We start from the raw sequence: 21,883 nt of genomic DNA, 5'->3' as shown, positions 1-21,883 counted from the left end.
CCCCCCCCCCCCCCCCCCTCCGCCCCGGCCGCGTCGTCCCCGGCGCTCGAGGGCACGCTCGTGGTGCTGGCCGCCGCGTCCCTCACCGACGTGCTGACCGACCTCGCGACGCAGCTCGAGCGCGAGCACCCCGACCTGCGGGTCGAGACGGCGTTCGGCGCGAGCTCGACCCTCGCGGCCCAGGTCGTCGCCGGCGCGCCCGCCGACGTCCTCGTGACCGCGAGCGACGCGACGATGGCGACCGCGACCGACGCGGTCGGGGGCGAGCCCGTCGTCGTCGCGCGCAACCGGATGGAGCTCGCGGTGCCCGCCGGCAACCCCGGCGGCGTGCGGGCGCTCGCCGACCTCGCGGACCCCGACCTCACGGTCGCGCTGTGCGCGCCCGAGGTGCCGTGCGGCGCCGTGGGCGCGCAGGTGCTCGCCGCCGCGGGCGTGCAGGCGGCGCCCGACACCCTCGAGCGCGACGTGCGCGGCGTGCTGACGCGCCTGCGGCTCGACGAGGCCGACGCCGGACTGGTCTACCGCACCGACGTCGTCGCGGCGGCCGGGGCCGTCGAGGGCATCGCGCTGCCGGACACCGTCCAGGTGCGCACCGACCACCCCGCGGTCGTGCTGCCCGACGCCCCCCACCCCGAGGCGGCCGCGGCGTTCGTCGCGCTGCTGCGCGGTCCCGCCGGGCGCCGGGCGTTCGCCGACGCGGGGTTCGAGCTGCCGTGAGCGCACCCCGGCTCGCGCGGTCCCCGGGCGGGGCGGTCCTGGTCGCGCTGGCGGTCGTGGGCACGGCCGTGCTCGTCCTCCCGCTCGTCGCGCTGCTGCTCGCCACGCCGTGGACCGCGCTCCCCACGCTGGTCGCGGACGCCCACGTGCTGCAGGCGCTGCGACTCTCGCTGCTGACGGCGGGCTGCGCGACCCTGGCGGCGCTCGTGCTGGGCGTCCCGCTCGCGTGGGTGCTCGCGCACGACGACCTGCGGTGCGCCTGGCTGCTGCGGTCGCTCGTGACCGTGCCGCTCGTCCTGCCGCCCGTGGTGGGCGGCGTCGCGCTGCTGCTGCTGCTGGGCCGGCGCGGCCTCCTGGGCGGCACGCTGGACACCTGGTTCGGCGTCACGGTGCCGTTCACGTCGGTCGCCGTCGTGCTCGCCCAGCTCTTCGTGTCCCTGCCGTTCCTGGTGCTGTCCGTCGAGGGCGCGCTGCGCGGCGCGGACCGCCGCCGCGCGCTCGCCGCGCAGACCCTCGGCGCCTCGCCCGCGTACGTGCTGCGGCGGGTCACGCTGCCGGCGGTCGCCCCGGGCGTCGCCGCCGGGGCCGCGCTGTGCTTCACGCGTGCGCTCGGTGAGTTCGGTGCGACCGTCACGTTCGCCGGCAGCTTCCCCGGCACCACGCGCACGATGCCGCTCGCCGTGTACCTGGCGATGGACGCCGCCCCCGAGCAGGCCGTCGCCATGTCGGTCCTGCTGCTGCTGCTGTCCGTCGCCGTCCTGCTCGCCCTGCGCGGGCGGTGGCTCGGTGGCCTGCCCGGGGCGCACGCGGCCCGCTCGGGACGTGGTGCGCGGTGACGCTCGACGTGCAGGTCCGCATCGACCGGGGCGCGTTCCGCCTGGACGTCGCCCTGGAGGTGCCCGCCGGCGGCGTGCTCGCCGTGATGGGCCCCAACGGAAGCGGCAAGTCGACGCTGCTCGAGGCGGTCGCCGGCCTGGTCCCGGTGACGGACGGGCACGTGCGCCTGGGCGACCGCGTGCTCGCGGACGCCGCGAGCGGGCGGCACCTGCCCCCGCACGAGCGCCGCCTCGGGGTCGCGCTGCAGGACGGTCTGCTGTTCGCTCACCTCTCGGCGCGCGAGAACGTCGCGTTCGGCCCGCGCGCCCAGGGCGTGCGGGCACCCGTCGCACGCGCCGCCGCGGACGCGCTGCTCGCGGACGTGGGGCTCACGACGCAGGCCCGCACGCGCGCCGACCGGCTGTCGGGCGGTCAGGCCCAGCGCGTCGCGGTGGCACGCGCGATCGCCGCGCTGCCGTCGGCCCTGCTGCTCGACGAGCCGTTCGGCGCGCTCGACGCCGCGACGCGCGCGCGGGTGCGCGACGTCGTGCGCCGCGCCGTGGCGACCGGCCTGCCCGCGCTCGTCGTGACGCACGACCTGCGGGACGCGCTCGAGCTCGCGGACGAGCTGCTCGTCCTGCAGGACGGGCGCGAGGTCCAGCGCGGCGCGCCCGCGCACGTGGCGGCCGCCCCCGCGACCCCCTACGTCGAGCAGGTGGCCGCCGCGGCGGCGTGGCCGGACCGGGCGCCGTGACGCGGCCGCACCGCGGGTCGTAGCGTGGCCGCGTGATGCTCTCCCCCGCGTTCGTCGTCGTGCTGACGGGCGGGACGGCGCGCCGCCTGGGCGGCGTCGACAAGACCGACGTCGACGTCGACGGGCGGTCCGTCCTGCGGCGCCTGCTGGACGGCGTCGGCGCGCTCCCCGTCGTCGTCGTGGGCCCGCCGCGGGACGTGGGGCGCGACGTGCTCTGGACCCGCGAGGACCCGCCGCTCGGCGGCCCGTACGCCGCAGCGGCGGCGGGGGTCGAGGCCGGGCTCGCCGCCCACCCGGACGCACAGGTGGTCCTGCTGCTGGCCGGCGACCAGCCGTTCGCGGGGGCCGCGGTGGCCGCGTTGCGGCGTGCGCTGACCGACGACGTCGACGCCGCTCTCGCGACCGGACCCGACGGACGTCCGCAGCCGCTGCTGGCTGCCTACCGCCTGTCGGCCGTGCGCGAGCGGCTCACCGGCGCCGTGCGCGACCGGCCGGCACGTGACCTGGTGGTGGGGCTGCGCACCGTGTCGGTGCCGCTCGACCCCCGGACCACGCTCGACGTCGACGACCCCGACGACCTGGCCGTCGCGCGCCGCCTCGCCCGCGGGCTCAGCCCGTCGCCGGACCCCGCTCGCTGAGCAGGGCGTCGACCTGGGTCAGGGCGGCGCGGACCGCCGCGGCCACGTCCTCGCCCCGGGCGCCGGCGCGGCCCGCGGCGAGCCCCACGACGTACGCCGTCAGCGGCGCGGCCGGGCGCACGACGCCGTGCGCGACGTCGCGGACCATGTCCAGCACGTCGTCCTGCGTGGCCGCGACCAGCGCGGGGTCGACGCCCAGCGTCGGCGCGACCAGCTCCGTCCACTCCTGCACCGGGTCCATCGCCACCTCCGTCGACCGGGGCCTAGGCGCCAGGGCCTGCGGCGGCCGCCGGCTCGTGCGCACGGGGGGCCGCGAACGCTTGCGCGCGGTGGTGGCGGGAGATCTCCTCGACGAGGTCGGCCTGCGCGCGCGAACGCGCGACGAGCGCGTCCAGCCGGTCGGGGTCGAGACCCAGCGCGTCCGCGTGCTCCCGCAGCGTCGTCCAGCCCAGGCGCTTGCCCTCCAGCCCCGAGCGCAGGATCTCGAGCTCGAGGACCAGGGACAGCGGTGAGCGTCGCAGCACCCGGCCGTTGAGCTTGAGCCGGCCGAGACGCTCGGCGACCGCCGCACCGACGTGCTTCCACCGCGAGAGCGGCAGGCCGAGGTCGCGGGCCGTGGCCTCGTGCACCTCGCGCTCCTGCCGCAGCTCGCGCGCGAGCTGCGCGAGGGCCGGGGCGTCGTCGCCGGCGTCCGGGTTGCGGCTCATGCGCTCGACGCGTGCCGAGACGGCGCGGGCGCCGGTGATGTGGTCGTTGATGTACGTCCGCACCAGCGTGAGGTCGAGCTGGGCGTCAGGCTGCGGGGTCATGGCGTCCTCCCGGGTCGGCGTCACCTGATCCTGCGGTGCCGCGCGCCCGGCCGCACGCCGGACCGACGGGTCAGACGCTCTCGGTGCGGGGCGCCGGGGCGTCCCCCGCCTGCTCGGCCTCGCGCTCGACCATCTGCGTGCGCCGGCTGGACTCGCGCGGGCGGTAGACGATGCGCGAGTGGAACGTGAAGCGCACCACGAACGCGACCGCGATGGTGATCGCCGTGGCGAGCACCGCGGCGACGTGCATGGTCTCGACCAGCAGCGCCATGATCGGCATCCGGATGAGCGTCTCCACGTTGTTGAACGTGAACGACTGGCCGAACCGCGCCCACACACCCTTGCCCTCGTGCCGCAGGTCGCGGAACACGAAGCGCTCCTGGAGCAGGAAGTTGCCGACGATGGTGAGCTCGGCGGCCACGATCGCGGCCAGCAGCCACGGGGCGCCGAGCGTCGTCAGCAGCGCGACGATCGCGACGTTGGCGACGGCGCCCATGCCGCCGATGATCGCGAACCGCGACATGCGCCCGAAGCGCAGCCCGGCAAGCTGCCACATGAAGTGCACGCCCTGCGCGAGGTTCGCCTTGGACTCACCCGCGAAGCGCGACCCGAACACGAAGGGGACCTCGACGACCCGCATGGGGTGACGCGCGAGGATCTCGAGGAGGATCTTGAACCCGCGCGGGCGCAGCGACTCGATGTCGACCGCCGCCGTGCGGACGGCGAAGAAGCCCGTCATGGGGTCGGAGCAGTCGCGCAGCCGGACCGGGAACATCGCGCGCGTCACGGCGGTCGAGGTGGACGACACCGCCTGGCGCACGACGCCCGACAGCCCCTCGCTCGAGCCGTCACCGATGTACCGCGACGCGACGACCACGTCGACCTCGGGCTCCTGCGCGCGCGCCACGAGCGCGGGGATCAGCTCGGGCGGGTGCTGGAGGTCGCCGTCCATCACGAGGAAGTACGGCGACGTGGTCGCCTTCACGCCCTCGAGGACCGCCCCGCCGAGACCGCCGACCGGCTCCTCGCGGTGGATCACGCGGACCGGCAGCTCCGCCGTGGGGGCCACGGCCCGCACCACGTCGGCCGTGTCGTCCGTCGAGTCGTCGACGAACAGCAGCTCGGCACGCAGCCCCCGGGTCGCCTCACCGACGCGACGGACGAGCTCGGCGACGTTGGGAGCCTCGTTGAACGTCGGCACGATGACGGTCACCAGCGTGTCCGCCTGCTCGGGCGTTGCGGTCATGGGGGCCTCGCTCTGCTCTCTGCCGTCCCCGTCCGACACCGGCAGGGCTCCTGACACGATAGCCGACGAAGCCGTCACGGCGAGGGGACCTCGGGCCCCGGCCCCGTGTCGCGCGCGGGCCCGCGGACCGCGCCGGCGGCCCCGCGCGCGCGGCGGCGTCCTCTGCCACCATGGCGCACGTGAAGCGCGACGCGACCGCCCACCTGACCGTGGACGTCACCTCCCCCGCCCGCCTCGTCCTCGAGATCGCGGTGGCCGACGTCCACGACCCGAGCGAGCAGCTGGCCGTGACCTCGGCCGGACGCGCGGTGGTGCCGCGCGAGGTGATCGACCCGCACGGGACGCGGCTGCACGTGCTCGACGTGGAGCCGGGCCTGCTGACGGTGGACTACCGCGCGACGGTCACCGGCCGCGCCGAGGAGGTGCCCGCCGCCCCGTCGGACGAGCTGGTCTACCTGCGTCCCAGCCGGTACTGCGAGTCCGACGAGCTCGCGCCGACCGCCCGCTCGGAGTTCCGCGGGCTGGCGGGCGTCGACCTGCTCGCCGCCGTCAGCTCGTGGGTCGGCACGCGGCTCGCGTACGTCCCGGGCGCCAGCCTGCCCACCGACGGCGCCGTCCGCACGCTGCTGGCCCGCCGTGGCGTCTGCCGGGACTTCGCGCACCTCGTGGTCGCCCTGCTGCGCGGCCTCGACGTCCCGGCGCGCGTCGTCGCCGTGTACGCGCCCGGGCTGGACCCCATGGACTTCCACGCGGTCGCCGAGGCCTACGTCGAGGGCCGGTGGCGCGTCGTGGACGCCACGACGCTCGCACCGCGCTCGTCGCTCGTGCGGATCGCCACGGGCCGGGACGCCTCGGACACCGCCTTCCTCTCGGTGCACCGCGGGACCGCGACCCTGCGCGAGCTCGTCGTCACCGCCGTGGCCGACGTGCTGCCCGACGACGACGTCCGGCACCTGGTCTCCCTCGGCTGACGCGGCACCGCACGCCGGCCCGCGACGGACGTGACGTCGAGCACACCCGCTCGAAGAGCCGACATCCGTCGTGGCTGGCACGCTGTCGCCATGCAGATCTGGCCCGGACGCCCCTATCCCCTCGGCGCCACCTACGACGGCACGGGAACCAACTTCGCACTGTTCTCCGGTGTCGCCGAACGTGTCGAGCTGTGCCTCATCGACGCCGACGGGTCCGAGACCCGGGTGGACCTGCCCGAGGTCGACGCGTACGTGTGGCACGGCTACCTGCCCGCGATCGCGCCCGGGCAGAAGTACGGGTACCGCGTCCACGGCCCCTACGACCCGGCCGCGGGGCACCGCTGCGACCCGTCGAAGCTGCTGCTCGACCCCTACGCCAAGGCGATCGACGGGCAGATCGACGGCGACCCGTCGCTGTACTCCTACACGTTCGGCGACCCCGAGAGCCGCAACGAGTCGGACTCCGCGGGGCACACCATGACCTCGGTCGTCGTCAACCCGTTCTTCGACTGGGGGCACGACCGGCCGCCGGAGCACGAGTACCACGAGTCGGTCATCTACGAGGCGCACGTCAAGGGCCTGACGCAGCTGCACCCGGCGGTGCCCGAGGAGATGCGCGGCACGTACGCGGCGCTCGGCCACCCGGCGGTCGTCGAGCACCTGTCGGGCCTCGGGATCACCGCGATCGAGCTCATGCCCGTGCACCAGTTCGTCAACGATCCCTCGCTGCAGGAGAGGGGGCTGTCGAACTACTGGGGCTACAACACGATCGGGTTCTTCGCCCCCCACAACGGGTTCGCGTCGATGGCGGGCAGCGGGCAGCAGGTCCAGGAGTTCAAGTCGATGGTCAAGGCGCTGCACGCCGCGAACATCGAGGTCATCCTCGACGTGGTCTACAACCACACCGCCGAGGGCAACCACATGGGCCCGACCCTGAGCTTCCGCGGCATCGACAACGCGAGCTACTACCGCCTCGTCGACGAGGACCAGTCGCACTACTTCGACACCACGGGCACGGGCAACTCGCTGCTCATGCGCTCCCCCGCGGTGCTGCAGCTCATCATGGACTCGCTGCGGTACTGGGTGACCGAGATGCACGTCGACGGCTTCCGCTTCGACCTCGCGGCGACGCTGGCCCGCCAGTTCCACGAGGTCGACCGCCTGTCCGCGTTCTTCGACCTGGTCCACCAGGACCCGGTCATCTCCCAGGTCAAGCTCATCGCCGAGCCGTGGGACCTCGGCGAGGGCGGCTACCAGGTCGGCGGCTTCCCCCCGCTGTGGACCGAGTGGAACGGCCAGTACCGCGACACCGTGCGCGACTTCTGGCGCGGCGAGCCCTCGACGCTCGGGGAGTTCGCGAGCCGCCTGTCGGGCTCCTCGGACCTGTACGAGCACACCGGCCGCCGGCCGATCGCGAGCATCAACTTCGTGACCGCGCACGACGGGTTCACGCTGCGCGACCTGGTGTCGTACAACGAGAAGCACAACGAGGCCAACGGTGAGGACAACCGGGACGGCGAGAGCCACAACCGGTCGTGGAACTGCGGCGTCGAGGGACCGACGGACGACCCCGAGGTCCTGGCCCTGCGTGCCCGCCAGCAGCGCAACTTCCTCGCGACGCTGCTGCTGTCGCAGGGCGTGCCGATGATCGCCCACGGCGACGAGATCGGCCGCACGCAGGGCGGCAACAACAACGGCTACTGCCAGGACGACGAGATCACGTGGGTCGACTGGGAGCTGGACGACGAGCGGCAGTCGCTGCTCGAGTTCACCCGCCGCGTCATCCACCTGCGCCGCGACCACCCCGTCTTCCGGCGGCGCCGGTTCTTCGCCGGCGCGGCCGAGCACGGCGGCCAGTCGGACCTGCGCGACATCGCCTGGATGACGCCGAGCGGCGGGCAGATGTCCGACGAGGCGTGGAGCTCGGACCACGCGTTCGCGGTCATGGTGTTCCTCAACGGCGAGGCGATCAGCGAGCCCGACATGCGCGGGCAGGAGGTCGTCGACGACTCGTTCCTCCTGCTGTTCAACGGGCACTGGGAGAAGCGGCAGTTCCAGCTCCCGGGCGCCGAGTACGGCGACGTGTGGACGGCCGTGCTCGACACCGACTCCCAGGTCCGGCCCGGTCGCGAGATCCGCTCCCGCGGACGCGTCACCCTCGCACCCCGCTCGATGGTGCTGCTCACGCGGCCGCCCGAGGTCGACCGGCCGTCGTCGTCCGGCAGCGGGTCCGCCGCGACGGCCTCGAGCGAGGCGAGCCGGTCCGCCCGGGAGGGTGGCGCATGAGCGATGTCACCACCGAGCGGGCCGTGCCCGAGCGCCGCTCCGTGCGGCCCGGGCACCCGGTGCCCGTCTCGACCTACCGCGTGCAGCTGGGCGCCGACCTGACGTTCGACGACGTCGCGGCGCGCGTCCCGTACTACGCGAGCCTCGGCGTGACGCACGTGTACCTGTCCCCGGTGCTCGCGGCGGCGCCCGGCTCGACCCACGGGTACGACGTGGTCGACCACGACCGCGTCTCCCCCGTCCTCGGCGGTGAGGAGGGCCTGCGGCGCCTGGCCGACGTCGCGCACGACGCCGGCCTGGGTCTCGTGCTCGACATCGTCCCCAACCACATGGCCGTGCCGACGCCCGTGTGGCACAACCGGGCGCTGTGGTCCGTGCTCGCCGACGGCTCCGACTCGCCGTTCGCGACGTGGTTCGACGTCGACTGGTCCGCCGGCGACGGCGCGCTGCTCATGCCCGTGCTCGGCGACCGGATCGGCGCCGTCCTCGCGCGCGGCGAGCTGCGGCTCGAGGAGCTCGACGTGCCCGGCGTCGGCACCTGCACGGTGCTGCGCTACCACGACCACGTGTTCCCCGTGCGGGCCGGGACCGAGCAGCTGCCGCTCGCCGAGCTCGTCGAGCGCCAGCACTACCGCCTCGCGTACTGGAAGGTCGCCGACGAGGAGCTCAACTACCGGCGGTTCTTCGACGTCGGGACGCTCGTCGCGGTGCGCGTCGAGGACCCCGACGTTTTCGACGCGACGCACGCGCTCGTGCTGCGGCTGCTGCGCGACGGCGTGGTCGACGGTCTGCGCATCGACCACCCCGACGGTCTCGCGGACCCCGCGGGGTACCTCGCGCGGCTGCGCGAGGCGACCGACGGCGCGTGGGTCGTCGTCGAGAAGATCCTCGCCGGCACCGAGGAGCTCCCCGACGACTGGGCGACCGCGGGCACCACGGGCTACGAGGCGCTGTGGCGCGTGCAGCAGACGTTCGTCGACCCCGGGGGCGCGGGGATCCTCGGCTCGGTCATGCACCGGCTGACCGGTGACGTGTCCGACGCGTTCGACGACGTCGAGGAGACCGCCAAGCGCGAGGTCGTCGACGGCCCCCTGTACGCCGAGGTCCACCGGCTGACCAACCTCGCGGCGGAGATCTGCCACGACGACCTGCGCCTGCGCGACCACACGTGGCGCGCGCTGGAGGAGTGCCTCGTCGAGCTGCTCGTCGCGTTCGACCGCTACCGCGCCTACGTCGTCCCGGGTGAGCCGGCGCCGACGACGTCGGTGACCGTCATGACGGCCGTGGCGCAGCGCGCGCGGCGGAGGCTCGGCACCGAGCGCGACGCGACGATGGACGTGCTCGTCGACCTGCTCCTCGGCCGTGAGGCCGGGTCCGCGGGCCGCACGCGCGACCCGCGCCGCGACGAGCTCGTCGTCCGGTTCCAGCAGACCTGCGGGGCCGTCATGGCCAAGGGCGTCGAGGACACGGCGTTCTACCGCTGGACGCACCTGGTGGCGCTGTGCGAGGTCGGCGGGGAGCCGGCACGGTTCGCGACGACGCCGACCGAGCTGGCCGCGTGGGCCGCGCAGGCGCAGGCATCGGCGCCGCTGGGGATGACCACGCTGTCGACGCACGACACCAAGCGCGGCGAGGACACGCGTGCGCGCCTCGGCGTGCTGTCCGAGCTGCCGCGCGAGTGGTCGGTGCTGGTCGACGACCTGCGGCGCGCGTCCGCGTCGTACCGGGGTGCGCTCCTGGACGGGCGCACCGAGTACCTGCTGTGGCAGACGCTCGCCGGCACGTGGACGGACGACGGCCCGATCGCGGAGGACCGGCTCGTCGAGTACCTCACCAAGGCCGTCCGCGAGGCCAAGTCGCACACGACCTGGACCGCACCGGACGAGGCGTACGAGGCGTCCGTCCTGTCGGTGGCGCGGCAGGCCCGCACGGACCCGGTGGTGCTCGGCCTGCTGGGCGACTGGGACGTGCGCACGCGCGAGGCCGTGCGCGCCGCGACGCTGGGGACCAAGCTCGTGCAGCTGACGCTGCCGGGCGTCGCGGACGTGTACCAGGGCACCGAGGTGCCCGACCCCGTGCTGGTCGACCCCGACAACCGCCGCTGGGTCGACGCCGACGAGCTCGCGGCGCGGCTGGGCCGCCTCGACGAGGGCGCCGGACCACGTGGCCTGGCGGACGAGAAGATGCTGGTGACGTCGCGTGCGCTGCGCGTGCGACGTGACGTCGCCGACGCCTTCGTCGGCCCCGACGCGGGGTTCGTGCCGCTGCCCCACTCGTCCGGCTACTCGCTGACGTACGCGCGGACCGTCGCCGGGCAGCCGCGGGTCGCGGTGGTCGCGACCCGGCTGGCCGCGGCCGTCGAGCGGCTCGGCGGGTGGGCGGACCACACCGTCGCCCTGCCCGAGGGCACGTGGCACGACGTCCTGACCGACCGGGTCGTGCAGGGCGGCGTCCAGAGCGTCGAGGACGTCCTCGAGCGGCTCCCGGTCGCGCTGCTCGTCCGGGAGGGAGCCTGACATGCCGCTGACACCCCGCCTGTGGGCGCCGTTCGCCCGCGGTGTCGACCTGGTGCTGCCCGCCGCGGGCACGCGCTCACCGCTGCGGGCCGGGAACGACGGCTGGTGGGAGTCCGACGTCACGCTGGCCCACGGCACCGACTACGCGTTCTCGCTCGACGGCGGCGACCCGCGCCCGGACCCGCGGGCGGCGTGGCTCCCCGCCGGCGTCCACGGCCCGGCGCGCGTGTTCGACACCGACCGGTTCGCGTGGACGGACGACGGCTGGAGCGGCGTCGACGTGCGCGGCGCCGTGACGTACGAGCTGCACGTGGGCACGTTCACGCCCGGCGGCACGCTCATCTCGGCGGTCGAGCGCCTCGAGCACCTCGTGGCGCTCGGGGTCGACGTGGTCGAGCTGCTGCCGGTGGCCGCGTTCAACGGGCGGCACGGGTGGGGGTACGACGGCGTCGCGCCGTACGCCGTGCACGAGCCGTACGGCGGTCCTGCCGCCCTGCAGGCGTTCGTCGACGCCGCCCACGGCCTCGGCCTGGCCGTGTGCCTCGACGTGGTCCACAACCACCTCGGGCCGTCGGGCAACTACCTGCACGAGCTCGGGCCGTACTTCACGGACGCCCACAGCACGCCGTGGGGTGACGCGGTCAACCTCGACGGCCCCGGGTCGGAGCACGTGCGCCGCTGGATCTGCGACTCGGTGCTGCGCTGGGCGCGCGACTTCCACGTCGACGCCTTCCGCCTCGACGCCGTGCACGCGCTGCGCGACGACTCGCCCCGGCACGTGCTGGCGCAGCTGAGCGACGAGGTCGCCGAGCTCGCGGTCGCGCTGGGCCGCCCGATCGGGCTGGTCGCGGAGAGCGACCTCAACGACGTCGTGAGCCTGGCGACCACGGACGACGGCGGCTGGGGCATGACGGGCCAGTGGGCCGACGACGTGCACCACGCGGTCCACGCGCTCGTCACGGGCGAGCGCCACGGCTACTACGTCGACTTCGGCTCCCCCGAGACGCTCCGCACGGCGATGACCCGCGTGTTCGTCCACGACGGCTCGGTCTCGACGTTCCGCGGCGAGCCGTGGGGGGCTCCCGTGCCCGACGACGTGGACGGTCACCGGTTCGTGGTCTTCGACGCCAACCACGACCAGGTCGGCAACCGCGCGCTCGGGGACCGGCCGTCGGCCCGCGTCGACCCGGGCGGGCTGGCCGCGCAGGCCGCGCTCGTGCTGCTCTCGCCGTTCTCCCCCCTGCTGTTCATGGGCGAGGAGTGGGGCGCCACCACGCCCTGGCAGTTCTTCACCGACCACCCGGAGCCCGAGCTGGCCGCCGCCGTGCGCGAGGGCCGCGCACGGGAGTTCGGCGGCCACGGCTGGGCCGACCTGTACGGGCACGACGTCGAGGTGCCCGACCCGCAGGACCCCGCGACGTTCGCCGCGAGCGTCCTGGACTGGGACGAGCCCACGCGCCCCGAGCACGCGCGGCTCCTGGAGTGGTACCGCGTCCTGGTGGCGCTGCGTCGCGCCGTCCCGGACCTCGGCTCGGGCGACCGCAGCCGCACGTCGCTCGACGTCCACCCGGTGCCCGACGGCGAGGCCGGCCCCTGGCACGGCGCGCTGGTCCTGCACCGTGGGGACGCACGCGTCGTGGTGAACCTCGCGCACACCCCCGCGGCCGTGCCCGTCCCGGTGCGACGTCCGGTCGAGGTCGTCGCGGACTGGGCGGGCGGGGTGGTCCGGCCCCCCGCTGCCGCGGGCGACCCGCTGGTCGTCGAGGTGCCGGCACGCGCGGTCGTCGTCCTCGCCTGACGTCGGTCACCGCGACGCGGCCCGGCGGGCGGGACCGCGCGCACCCCGCTCGCCGGATCACCCGCGCAGGGTGAGGCGCCGTCAGGGTCGCGACGTGACGCTGGAGGGGCGACGGTCCCCCGGGACGTGCCCGGGCAGCAGGAGGTCGTCGCGGACGAGGAGACGACGGTGGCCACTCTCAGCGTGTGGAAGTTCGATTCCCCCGACGGTGCCGAGCAGGCGGAGGCCGCGGTGCTCGAGCTGCAGAAGCAGCACCTCATCGAGGTGCAGGATGCCGCGACGGTCTCCTGGCAGCCGGACAAGAAGAAGCCCCGCACACGGCAGGCCAACAGCCTGACCGCGATCGGCGCGCTCGGCGGCACCTTCTGGGGCCTGCTGTTCGGGATGCTCTTCTTCGTTCCGCTGCTCGGGGTGATCGTCGGCGCCGCCGCGGGAGCCATCGGCGGGGCCCTGACGGACGTGGGCATCGACGACGACTTCATCAAGGAGGTCCGCAGCAAGGTGACGCCGGGGACGTCCGCACTGTTCCTGCTCGCGTACAGCGACGTGCCGGACCGGGTCGTGGCCGGGCTCAAGGAGCGCGGGATCCACGGCGAGCTCATCCAGACGAACCTGTCGCAGGAGGACGAGGACAAGCTGCGCGAGGCGTTCCAGGAGAACGTCTGACCCTGACGCCCACCCACGCGTGGCCGTGCGGTGCCGGTCAGAGCAGACCGCGCTGCACGGCCACGTGGACGGCGTCACGACGTGTCGAGACGTCGAGCTTGCGGTAGACGGCGCGCAGGTGGGTCTTGACGGTGTTCGCCGAGACGAACAGCGCACCCCCGATCTCCTGGACGGTCATGCGCGAGGGCAGGCACGCGAGCACCTGCAGCTCACGCTCGGTGAGCGCCCAGGCCGACGGACGCGGCGCGGGCGCGTCGTGCTCCGCGACCAGCAGCCGCGTCACGAGCGCCTCGTGCGCGCTCCCCCACCCCAGGTGCGCCGCCAGGAGGGGTCGCAGCGCCGCGGCCCGGTCCCGCAGGGGTCGCACGACACCGTCCGTGGCCGCGTCGTCGAGGGCACTCTCCAGCGACCGGTGCGCCGCCGCCGCGTCGACCTGCAGCAGCGCGCGCGCGGCGTGGGCGGCCACACGGTCGGCGACGTGCCACGACGGCTCGACGTCCGCCTCGTCCAGCGCGCGCAGCGCCGCCTCCCGGTCCCCGGCACGCCGGTGCACCTCGCTGCGCCAGCTCGACCCCGCGGGCGACGACAGCGCGGGGTCGGCGGGGTCGGCCAGCGCGAGCGCCTCGCGCCCGCCGCCCTGCGCGACCCGCGCGACGGCCTCCAGGTAGCCGCGCGACACCCCGGGGGGCGTGGGCTCCCCGGTCAGGGCGCGTGCGTCCTCGACGACGGCCAGCGCCCGCGCCACACCGGCGGGGTCGCCGTCGGCGAGGCTCAGGTGCAGCAGGACGCACGCCGCACGCGCCACGAGGCCCGGGCGGGAGGCGCCGACCTCGACAGCGGCGGTCAGCTCGTGGCGCGCGGTCGCCGGCTCGTCGCACCAGTAGGCCGCCAGCCCCGCCGCGAGGTGCGCCGGCGCGGTGACGTGCGAACGGTCCCAGCCGTGCGCCGCACCGTCCACGAGGACGCCGCGCGCGCCCGCGCGCGCCTCCCCGACCCGTCCCGCGCGCGCGCAGGCCAGGGCGTGCTCGGCACGGCAGGCCAGTGCGAGCACGGGCCAGCCGTGCACGGCCGCGTCGTCGGCGGCGTCCGCGAGCGCGTCGACGACGTCCTCGGTGGACGCGGGCGACCCGCACCGCTCACCGGGGATGCCGGCGGCCGGCACGTCGGGCGCGTGCAGCGCGGCCCGCGCCGTGAGGTACGCCAGGACGGTGCCGACCGGACCGGCCGGGGCGCCGCCGGCGTCCGGCTCACGCCCCACCGCCGCGGCGGCCGGTGACGTTGCCCGCAGCGCGCGGACGACCGCGGACGCTGCGGCGTCACCCTCCTCGGGGCCGGGCTGCGCACGGACGGCGCGGCCGACGAGCAGCGCGGTCGCGGCCCCGTCGACGACGCCCGCCGTGACGCACCTGCGCTCGGTCGCCCCGAGCTGCCCGCGTGCCAGGAGCTCGGGCCAGCGCTCGACGAGCAGCTCCGCCGCCAGGTCGGGCGCGCGACCGTCCACGGCGTGCCGCACGGCGGTGGCGGGGTCGGGTCCTGCGAGGTGCCGAGCCAGGGCCTGGTGCACGGCCCGCACGGTGCGCGGCTGCGTCCGGGCCACGATCCCGCGCACGTGGGCGGCGAGCAGCTCGTGCCAGGCCGGCAGCCCGCCCGCCCCGGAGTCCTCGTCCCGGCGGCCGAGGAGCCCGCGCGCGACGCACTCGTCGAGGAGTGCCGCGCCGCCGGGCACCATGGCCTCGGCCAGCGCGGGCTCGACCACGCGCCCGACGCACGCGCGGCGGACGAACGCGTCCAGCTCCGCGCCGAGGCCGCCGAGGACCTCCTCGCGCACGTAGTCGGCCACCGGGACGTCCTCGTGCCGCAGCGGTCGCTGCAGGTGCCCCCGGTGCAGCAGCCCCGCGCGCCACGCGGCTCGCACCGCGGCCGGCCACCCGCCCGTGACGCGCCACAGCTCGGCGACGACACCCGGCGGTGGGGCGGGCCCCCATGCGGAGACCAGCAGGGACGTCTCGCGCACCGTCAGTGCGAGCGTGCGGACGCCCACGTCTCCCACGGCGCCCTCGATGCGACCAGGGCCCAGTGCCAGGTCGGGCACGTGCCGACCTGCCAGGACGAACCGGGGCCCCGGCGTGCGCAGCAGCGCCGCGACGGCGTGCCGCGCACCGGCGGAGGAGATGCGGTGGACGTCGTCCAGCACGACGACCGTGCGCTCGCCCAGGGCGCCCAGCACCTCGCGCAAGGCGTCCAGCAGCGCACCCGGTGCGGCCCGGCCTGCGGCCGCGAGCTCGTCCGTCGCTGCGGGGTGCGCCCGCGCGACCGCGTCACAGACGGCCCGGAGCAGTCGGCCCGGGTCGTCGTCGAACGGGTCGAGCGACGCCCACGCGACCGTAGCCGGAGCGGTGGGCACCCACTGCGCCAGCAGGGTCGTCTTGCCGAACCCCGCCGGTGCGCAGACGACCACGACCGGGTGCAGGTCGACGGCTGCGTTCAGCGCCGCCCAGCACCGCGGGCGCCGCACCGCCCGGGTGTCGGGCGGCACCGTCCTGCGCCACACCGTGCCCCGTTCCGCCCCCGACGTCGTCGTCATGTGCGCCCCCTCTCTGTTCGTGCCGAGCCGTGCCGTGCTGGTCAGGCGCCCACGCGGACGGTGTCGTCATCGACGGGTTCCACCGCGTCCGGTGCCGGCCGGCTGATCAGCACCACGAGCGCCTGGTCGACCCGGTCCAGGCGGTGCAGGACCGCCAGGACGTCGCCCGACGCGTCCCTGCCGTCCACGACGGACACCTGGCGCACGGTGGGCCCCTCGCGGTGCTCGAGCACTGCGACGAGTGCCGCGGTGTGCTGTGCCGTGACCGCACGCACGGCGTCCCGGTCCGGTCCTCGCAGGTCGCGCGCACGGCCGGCGCCCCGCTCGAGAGCACGCACCGGGTACCGCACGTCGTACGTGACGGACCACACGGCGGCCGGCCGCTGCTCGACGCTGCCGGCGCCGACGGCGAGCGCCGCCTGTACCGCGCTGCGGGCCGGCGGCGTCGACCACAGCACCCGGGAGAACGGCCCGGCGAGGAACCCCGCCTCGTCGTCGCTCAGCGCCGTGGGGACGACGTCGAGCAGCGTCGCCACGAGGACCACCCCGCCCAGCACCCACCAGACCGTGTCCACGTCACCCTCCCCCCGTCGTCGTCGATGCCACCACGGCCCTGGGCCCGGGCGCCGTCAGAGCACCAGCTCCGGCTGCAGGCTGGTCGGTGTCCAGACGCGCTTGCGGCGAGCCGCCCACGCCGTCGCGGCGAGCGCGAGCACGAAGACGACGAGCAGGATCCCCGCATAGCGCGCCGCGGTGCCCAGGTCACCGCCGTACAGCGTCTGGCGCAGCCCCTCGACCGTGTACGACATGGGCAGCACGCGGTGCAGCGAGAGCAGCGGCTCGGGGATCGTCTGCCACGGGAAGGTGCCGCCGGCGGTGACGAGCTGCACGAGCATGAGCACCAGGCCGAGGAACTCCCCGACGGCACCGAACCAGACGTTGAGCGCCTGCAGGATCGCGATGAAGGTCGCCGACGCGATGAGGAGCAGCGCCAGGGTCGCGCCACCGTGCACCGGTGTGATGTCGAGCGCGTAGGTCACCAGCAGGTACATCAGGACGACCTGCCCGACACCGACGAGCGCGCCGGGCAGCCAGCCGCCGAGCACCGTCTGCCAGGCCGGCGCACCGGCCGCCAGCGCACGGCGGGACAGCGGCACGACCAGGAGGAACAGCACGTACCCACCGATCCAGGTGGCCAGCGACATGAAGAAGGGCGCGAGACCCGCGCCGTAGCTGCCCGCCCGGGCGAGCTGGTCCTTCGCGACCTCGACGGGGTTGCCGATCGTGCGGGCGGTCGCGCGCTCCGTCTCCTCGTCGAGGTCGGGGATCGCCCCGAGACCCTGCTCGAGCCGGTCGCGCAGCTCGGTGACACCGGACCCCAGCTCGGTGGCCCCCTGGTCCAGGGTGCCGCTGGCCGTCGCGAGCTCGGCGGCGCCGGAGGACACCTCCGCGGTCCCCTGCTCCAGCGCCCGCAGGTCGCCCACGAGGGTCGACGCAGCGGAGTCGAGCTGCGCCGTGCCGGCGGCCAGACGCTGCCCGCCGGCGGCCGCCGAGGCGATGCCGTCGCTCAGCGCGGGTGCCGCGTCCGCGAGCTGCGACGCGCCCGCGGCCACCTCGCCCGCCCCCGCGCTGAGCTCCTCGACCCGTCCTGCCGCCTGTCCGAGGGCGGCGCTGAGCTCGTCGACCGCGCCGGTGGCGTCGCCCGCGAGCGCCAGGACCTCGTCGGCCTCCTGCTGCGTGAGGCGCTGCTCGGCGACGAGTGCCGCGAGCCGGTCCGCCAGCGGGGTCCGCCCGGCCTGCAGGTCGGCGCTCAGCCCGGCCACGGCGGACGCCGCGTCACGTGCCACGGTCGCCACCTCGCCGACGCCGCCGGCGACCTGCTGTGCCCCCGAGGCGAGCTCGCGCGTCTGGTCGGGCAGCGCACGGGTCCCGTCGCGCAGCGTGTCGAGGCCGCCCGACAGGGTCGACGCCCCCGAGGCGAGGCGATCGGCCGCCGACGGCAGCGCCGACGCGCCGGACGCGAGCTCGGACGCGCCCGCGGCGGCCTGCGACGCGCCCGCGGCCAGGCGCCCGGTGCCGTCCACCAGCTCGCCCGTGCCCGAGACCAGGCGGTCCGCCCCGTCGACCAGCTGCGTCGCGCCCTGGACCGCCGTGCTCAGCTCGGTGTGGATGGAGCCGAACCCCTGCAGGAACATGTCCGCCGCCTGCGTGCCCACCTGCGTCGCGATGGCGTCACGCACGTCGCCCACGATCGTGTCGGCGATCGTGGTCGCCAGGTAGTTGTTGGCGTCGTTGGTGACGAGCGTCAGGCTGGCCCGCTGCGGCCGGTACTCGGCGGACGAGACCAGGTCGGCAGAGAACGACCGGCCGACGATGAGGGCGGCGTCGAACCGGCCCGAGCGCACGCCGAGCTCGGCGTCCCGCTGCGTCGTCCGTACCCAGTCGAAGCCGGCGTCGCCGTCGAGCAGGCGGTCCGCGACCTGGGCGCCGTAGTCCACGCGCCGCGCCGCGCCGTCGTCCGGGTCCCTCGTGGTGACTCCCCGGTCCTCGACGACGAGGGCCGCCGGCACCTCGTGGAGCCGCCCGTACGGGTCCTCGTTCGCGAACAGGTACAGGCCGGAGTAGAGCGAGGGGATCACGACGAGCGCGAGCAGCGCGAGGCGCGGCAGCAGGCCCGCGCCGAGGCGGCGCAGCTCGGAGCCGGCGAGCCGCAGGACGATCACGGCGCGTCCTGGGGGGCGGACGGCCGCTCGTCGAGGTCGACCGTGAGCTCGGGGACGTCCGGGGGCGCCGCCATCGGGTCGACGCCCGCGCGCAGGGACTCCACGGGGGTGGCGCGCTGCGACGCGTCGCCCCGCGCCGGCTCGAGGGTGGCTCCGAGGTCCCGCGCCGACGAGCGCGAGCACTGGACGAGGACCCCGTAGCCGCGCGCGGCGAACGCCTGCGCGATCGACCACCACGCGGCCGGCTCGCCGCCGTGGCGGTCGGGGAGGCTGATCACGAGGAAGCGGACGCCCGGCCGCTCGGCGGTCAGGGACGTCAGGAGGGCCGTGCGGACCGGCCCGGGCAGGTCGTCCATCCGGACGTCCCCGTACGCCGCCAGCTCGTGGCTCGCGAGCCAGCGGCGCACGTCCGAGCGCCGTGAGCCCGCGCGCGCGAACGACCGCTCCTCCGCCACGACGGTGGCGGTCGTCAGCGTGTCGTCCGGCTCGGAGATGCCCGGCAGGTCGACCACCGCGGATACGCTGCGCAGCGCGTCGCGCGCGGTCGACACCACCCCGTCGGCGTCCGTCAGCACGACTCTGCCCTCGAAGGGCGCGAGCCGCCCGGTCGCGACCAGGGCGAGCGCCGTGTGCCCCTGCCCCGGCTCACCTGCCACGAGCACGCACTCCCCGGTCGTGAGCGTCAGGGTCTCCAGGTGCAGCATGGGGGCCCTGCGGCCGACGACGTGGACGTCGCGCACCGTCAGCCGCAAGGCTCCGGAGGTCGACGGACCGGCCGGCCGGCCGGCCGTCGCCCCGCGGTGACGGCGTCCGGGCCTCCCGGCGGGGCGCGCAGGCCGTGCCGTCTCGGTCGCGCCTTGGCTGACCGCCGAGTGCTGGGCGTCCGCGTCGGGCGCGCCCTGCGCGCTCATGACGCGCCCGGTGGACAGCCACGGCGCGACACTGCGCATGAAGAAGATCCGGCCCGGGCCGCGCGCGGGCCAGGGGAGCTCCACCGCGGTGCCGCAGGGTGCGGGTGCGTCGTGCTCACGGTGTCTCCTCACGTCGGACCTGGACGGCTGCAGGGCCGCAGTCCCTCAGGTCGGGCGCAGCGTCGGCGCCGGCTGGTCGGTCGGGCGCACGTGCCTGCGACGCGAGCCGCCGCGCACGCGCCACGGGGGCGTCGCAGCGCCCAGCAGTCGCACCCCCGCGTCGGCACTGGACGGGGTCGGGGCGTCGGGCGCACGGCGGGCACCGGTCGGTGGCCGTCGGGTCCGGGTCAGGGGTGCCCGTGCCCGGACGGCGGCCCGTGCGTGTGCGGCGCGGTCCGCGGCCCGTGGGGGCTGGGGCGACCCTGCGCGTGGTCAGCGCGCAGATCCCCGGCGAGGCCGTCCTGCCCGTCGGTGACGTCCGGGACGCCCAGCCCGGCCGGGACACCCGCGACGTCGTGCGCGCCCAGCAGGCGGCCGCGCCGCACCGCGGGGGCCAGGTCCTGCAGCCGCGCCACCACCGTCGGGCCGGAGGTCGCGGCCACCGGATGAGCCACCGCCCGTCGCACCAGCGCGACGAGGTGGTCGGTCGTGCCGACCGGCGCGCAGAGTGCCACGCCCTCGCGGGCGGCACCTGCGGCGACCCACCGCAGCGGCGTCAGATCCATCGTGGTGCCTCTCGAGAGCGCGACGACTTCCCTTTCTGGAACGTCTTGCACATTACCTCCTGCCCGTCATGTGACAAGCGGGGGCGCAAAACCCCTGCTCGGGGCGGAAAAGGAGACCCGCGCCATTGACGTGGACATTGGACCTGCACGACCGTCTGGTACACGCGACCTGCTCGCTCGTCCAGATTCACGGCATGACGACGACGGATGGCACCTATTTTCCGGACATGCACCCAGAAGGGGTTACCGAACATTGCGCGACGTGGGTCGACAACTGTCGCGGCCATGGCGCCCGGCCGCCGTAGGACAAATCCGTGGCCGCCCCGACGCCCGCATTCGGGGAGGTGGTGCCTCACCCGGCCGCGCGACGGCAGGCCAGCGGCACGGACGACAGCCGGACGGCCGCGGGCTGCGCCGAGGGACGCCCGCAGGAGGCACGGTCGTGAGCATCGGCCCGTCCTGCTGCTCACGGTGGCCGGCGGGACCGGTGCCCGTGGGCACGTGGGTACGGCCCTGGCGTACGGCGTCGGCGTCCTCGTCGCGGCCGTCGCCCTGGCGTTCCTCGGCTACCGCCTGGGCGACGCGCTGCAGGTCAGGCGCGCTGCGCGTCGCGGTCGGGGTCGCCCTGCGCGCCGGCCGCCGCCAGCGCGCCCCACCGGGACAGCGCGCGGTAGTACTTCTTGCGGTAGCCGCCCGCGAGCATCTCCCCGGTGAACAGGTCCGCGCCGTCGCCGGACAGCACCACGGGGACGTCGCGGTCGTACAGCCGGTCCACGAGGACGACGAGGCGCAGCGCGACGTCCTGCCGGTCGACCTGGTGCACGCCGGTCAGCCCCACCAGGTCGATGCCGTCGAGGAGCGCCCCGTAGCGGCTGGGGTGGACGGTCGACAGGTGCGCGAGCAGCGCGTCGAAGTCGTCGAGCGTCGCGTCCGGGTGCGCGGCGACGACCGCACGTACGGCACCGGCGTCGAGCACGGCGGCGCTCGTGGTCGCGCCACGGTGCCGGTGGTCCTCGCCGTCGATCCGGAGCACCTCGAACCGCGCGGCCAGGGCCTGGATCTCGCGCAGGAAGTCCTCCGCGGCGAACCTGCCCTCGCCGAGCGAGCCCGGCAGGGTGTTGGAGGTCGCCGCGATGGCGACGCCGCGGTCCGCGAGCTCGCGCAGCAGACGGGACATCATGACGGTGTCGCCGGGGTCGTCGAGCTCGAACTCGTCGATGCACAGCAGCCGCCGCTCCCCCAGCGCGTCGACCGTGGCGGCGAACCCGAGCGCACCCACGAGGTGGGTGAGCTCGACGAACGTGCCGTACGTCGTGCGCTCGAGTCCCACCGCGTGCGCGAGCGACGCGAGCAGGTGCGTCTTGCCGACCCCGAACCCGCCGTCGAGGTAGACGGCCGGGGCCTGGGCGGCCGCACGCCGTCGCCACCACGAGCCTCCGGCGCGCGCGGGCGGCGCGAGCGTCGCGGCGACCTCGCGCAGGCGGTCGACGGCGCCCTGCTGCGAGGGGTGGTCCGGGTCGGGCAGGTAGGTCTCGAAGGACTCGTGCGCGAAGTGCCGGGGCGGCACGAGCTCGGCGAGCAGGCGCGCCGCCGGGACGCGGGGGTGGCGCGCGGTGAGCGACGCGAGCCCGGGGAGCCCGCCGCCCGGGGCAGGGGTGGCACGGGGCGCGACCGGGTCGACGGCGGACGCGGAGGCGGGGTCGACTGCGGTCACGGACCGACG

The 21,883-nt window shown here is 75.7% G+C and carries 18 protein-coding genes; 9 read left to right on the top strand and 9 right to left on the bottom strand.

Annotated features, from left to right (window positions below; translation table 11 throughout):
• From modA to mobA, 4 genes are all read left to right on the top strand, one after another.
• Positions 1–717, top strand: a 717-nt coding sequence (gene modA / locus H9657_RS00535; RefSeq protein WP_225214341.1) for a molybdate ABC transporter substrate-binding protein, incomplete at its 5' end; no start/stop codon positions are given.
• A complete protein-coding gene (modB, locus tag H9657_RS00530; protein ID WP_191779286.1) occupies positions 714–1,553 on the top strand; it encodes a molybdate ABC transporter permease subunit in 840 nt (279 codons plus the stop codon). The genes modA and modB, both read left to right, overlap by 4 nt.
• On the top strand, positions 1,550–2,287 hold the full coding sequence (locus tag H9657_RS00525) for an ATP-binding cassette domain-containing protein (RefSeq protein ID WP_191779284.1): 738 nt from the start codon (positions 1,550–1,552) through the stop codon (positions 2,285–2,287). The genes modB and H9657_RS00525 overlap by 4 nt, the downstream gene beginning before the upstream one ends.
• Before the next feature lie 35 nt (positions 2,288–2,322).
• A complete protein-coding gene (gene mobA / locus H9657_RS00520; RefSeq protein ID WP_225214398.1) occupies positions 2,323–2,925 on the top strand; it encodes a molybdenum cofactor guanylyltransferase in 603 nt (200 codons plus the stop codon).
• On the opposite strand, the gene H9657_RS00515 is transcribed toward mobA, so the two are convergent.
• The 3 genes from H9657_RS00515 to H9657_RS00505 form a co-directional block, all read right to left on the bottom strand.
• On the bottom strand, positions 2,897–3,166 hold the full coding sequence (locus H9657_RS00515; protein ID WP_191779280.1) for a DUF6457 domain-containing protein: 270 nt from the start codon (positions 3,164–3,166) through the stop codon (positions 2,897–2,899). The two genes, mobA and H9657_RS00515, sit on opposite strands and share 29 nt — an antisense overlap.
• Before the next feature lie 22 nt (positions 3,167–3,188).
• On the bottom strand, positions 3,189–3,734 hold the full coding sequence (locus H9657_RS00510) for a hypothetical protein (RefSeq protein ID WP_191779279.1): 546 nt from the start codon (positions 3,732–3,734) through the stop codon (positions 3,189–3,191).
• Between the two features lie 70 nt (positions 3,735–3,804).
• Positions 3,805–4,980, bottom strand: a complete 1,176-nt coding sequence (locus H9657_RS00505; RefSeq protein ID WP_191779277.1) for a glycosyltransferase — start codon at positions 4,978–4,980, stop codon at positions 3,805–3,807.
• 179 nt (positions 4,981–5,159) lie between these two features.
• On the opposite strand from H9657_RS00505, the gene H9657_RS00500 reads away from it, so the two are divergent.
• The 5 genes from H9657_RS00500 to H9657_RS00480 all read left to right on the top strand — a co-directional run bounded on the left by H9657_RS00500 (position 5,160) and on the right by H9657_RS00480 (position 13,217).
• Positions 5,160–5,951 (top strand): transglutaminase-like domain-containing protein, encoded by a 792-nt coding sequence (locus tag H9657_RS00500; protein ID WP_191779275.1) that lies wholly within the window; start codon positions 5,160–5,162, stop codon positions 5,949–5,951.
• Between the two features lie 90 nt (positions 5,952–6,041).
• The gene (glgX, locus tag H9657_RS00495; RefSeq protein WP_191779273.1) at positions 6,042–8,237 is read left to right on the top strand and encodes a glycogen debranching protein GlgX; all 2,196 of its coding nucleotides are present in this window, start codon (positions 6,042–6,044) and stop codon (positions 8,235–8,237) included.
• Entirely contained in the window at positions 8,234–10,753 is a 2,520-nt protein-coding gene (gene treY / locus H9657_RS00490; RefSeq protein WP_191779271.1) for a malto-oligosyltrehalose synthase, read from the top strand. The genes glgX and treY overlap by 4 nt, the downstream gene beginning before the upstream one ends.
• Position 10,754: 1 nt before the next feature.
• Complete coding sequence (gene treZ, locus H9657_RS00485) at positions 10,755–12,551, top strand: malto-oligosyltrehalose trehalohydrolase (RefSeq protein ID WP_191779269.1); 1,797 nt, start codon at positions 10,755–10,757, stop codon at positions 12,549–12,551.
• A gap of 168 nt (positions 12,552–12,719) precedes the next feature.
• Positions 12,720–13,217: a DUF1269 domain-containing protein gene (locus H9657_RS00480; RefSeq protein ID WP_191779267.1), complete on the top strand. Its 498-nt coding sequence runs from the start codon at positions 12,720–12,722 to the stop codon at positions 13,215–13,217.
• Positions 13,218–13,254: 37 nt separating this feature from the next.
• Here H9657_RS00480 and H9657_RS00475 read toward each other — a convergent pair whose 3' ends face one another.
• From H9657_RS00475 to zapE, 6 genes are all read right to left on the bottom strand, one after another.
• On the bottom strand, positions 13,255–15,801 hold the full coding sequence (locus tag H9657_RS00475) for a LuxR C-terminal-related transcriptional regulator (RefSeq protein WP_191779265.1): 2,547 nt from the start codon (positions 15,799–15,801) through the stop codon (positions 13,255–13,257).
• Between the two features lie 41 nt (positions 15,802–15,842).
• Positions 15,843–16,376, bottom strand: coding sequence for a hypothetical protein (locus H9657_RS00470; RefSeq protein WP_191779263.1), 534 nt, complete (start codon positions 16,374–16,376; stop codon positions 15,843–15,845).
• 54 nt (positions 16,377–16,430) lie between these two features.
• Positions 16,431–18,524 (bottom strand): YhgE/Pip domain-containing protein, encoded by a 2,094-nt coding sequence (locus H9657_RS00465; RefSeq protein ID WP_191779261.1) that lies wholly within the window; start codon positions 18,522–18,524, stop codon positions 16,431–16,433.
• The gene (locus H9657_RS00460) at positions 18,521–19,228 is read right to left on the bottom strand and encodes a P-loop NTPase family protein (RefSeq protein ID WP_191779259.1); all 708 of its coding nucleotides are present in this window, start codon (positions 19,226–19,228) and stop codon (positions 18,521–18,523) included. The genes H9657_RS00465 and H9657_RS00460 overlap by 4 nt, the downstream gene beginning before the upstream one ends.
• A 554-nt stretch (positions 19,229–19,782) precedes the next feature.
• The gene (locus tag H9657_RS00455; protein WP_191779257.1) at positions 19,783–20,160 is read right to left on the bottom strand and encodes a hypothetical protein; all 378 of its coding nucleotides are present in this window, start codon (positions 20,158–20,160) and stop codon (positions 19,783–19,785) included.
• Between the two features lie 592 nt (positions 20,161–20,752).
• Positions 20,753–21,874 carry a cell division protein ZapE gene (zapE, locus tag H9657_RS00450; protein ID WP_191779255.1) on the bottom strand — a complete coding sequence of 374 codons (1,122 nt, stop codon included), beginning with the start codon at positions 21,872–21,874 and terminating at the stop codon, positions 20,753–20,755.
• Positions 21,875–21,883: the final 9 nt, after the last annotated feature.

It is taken from the genome of Cellulomonas avistercoris (genome assembly GCF_014836445.1).
Lineage (GTDB): Bacteria > Actinomycetota > Actinomycetes > Actinomycetales > Cellulomonadaceae > Cellulomonas > Cellulomonas avistercoris.
Note: the sequence above shows the minus strand (reverse complement) of the source record. Positions and strands in the feature narration are given on the sequence as shown.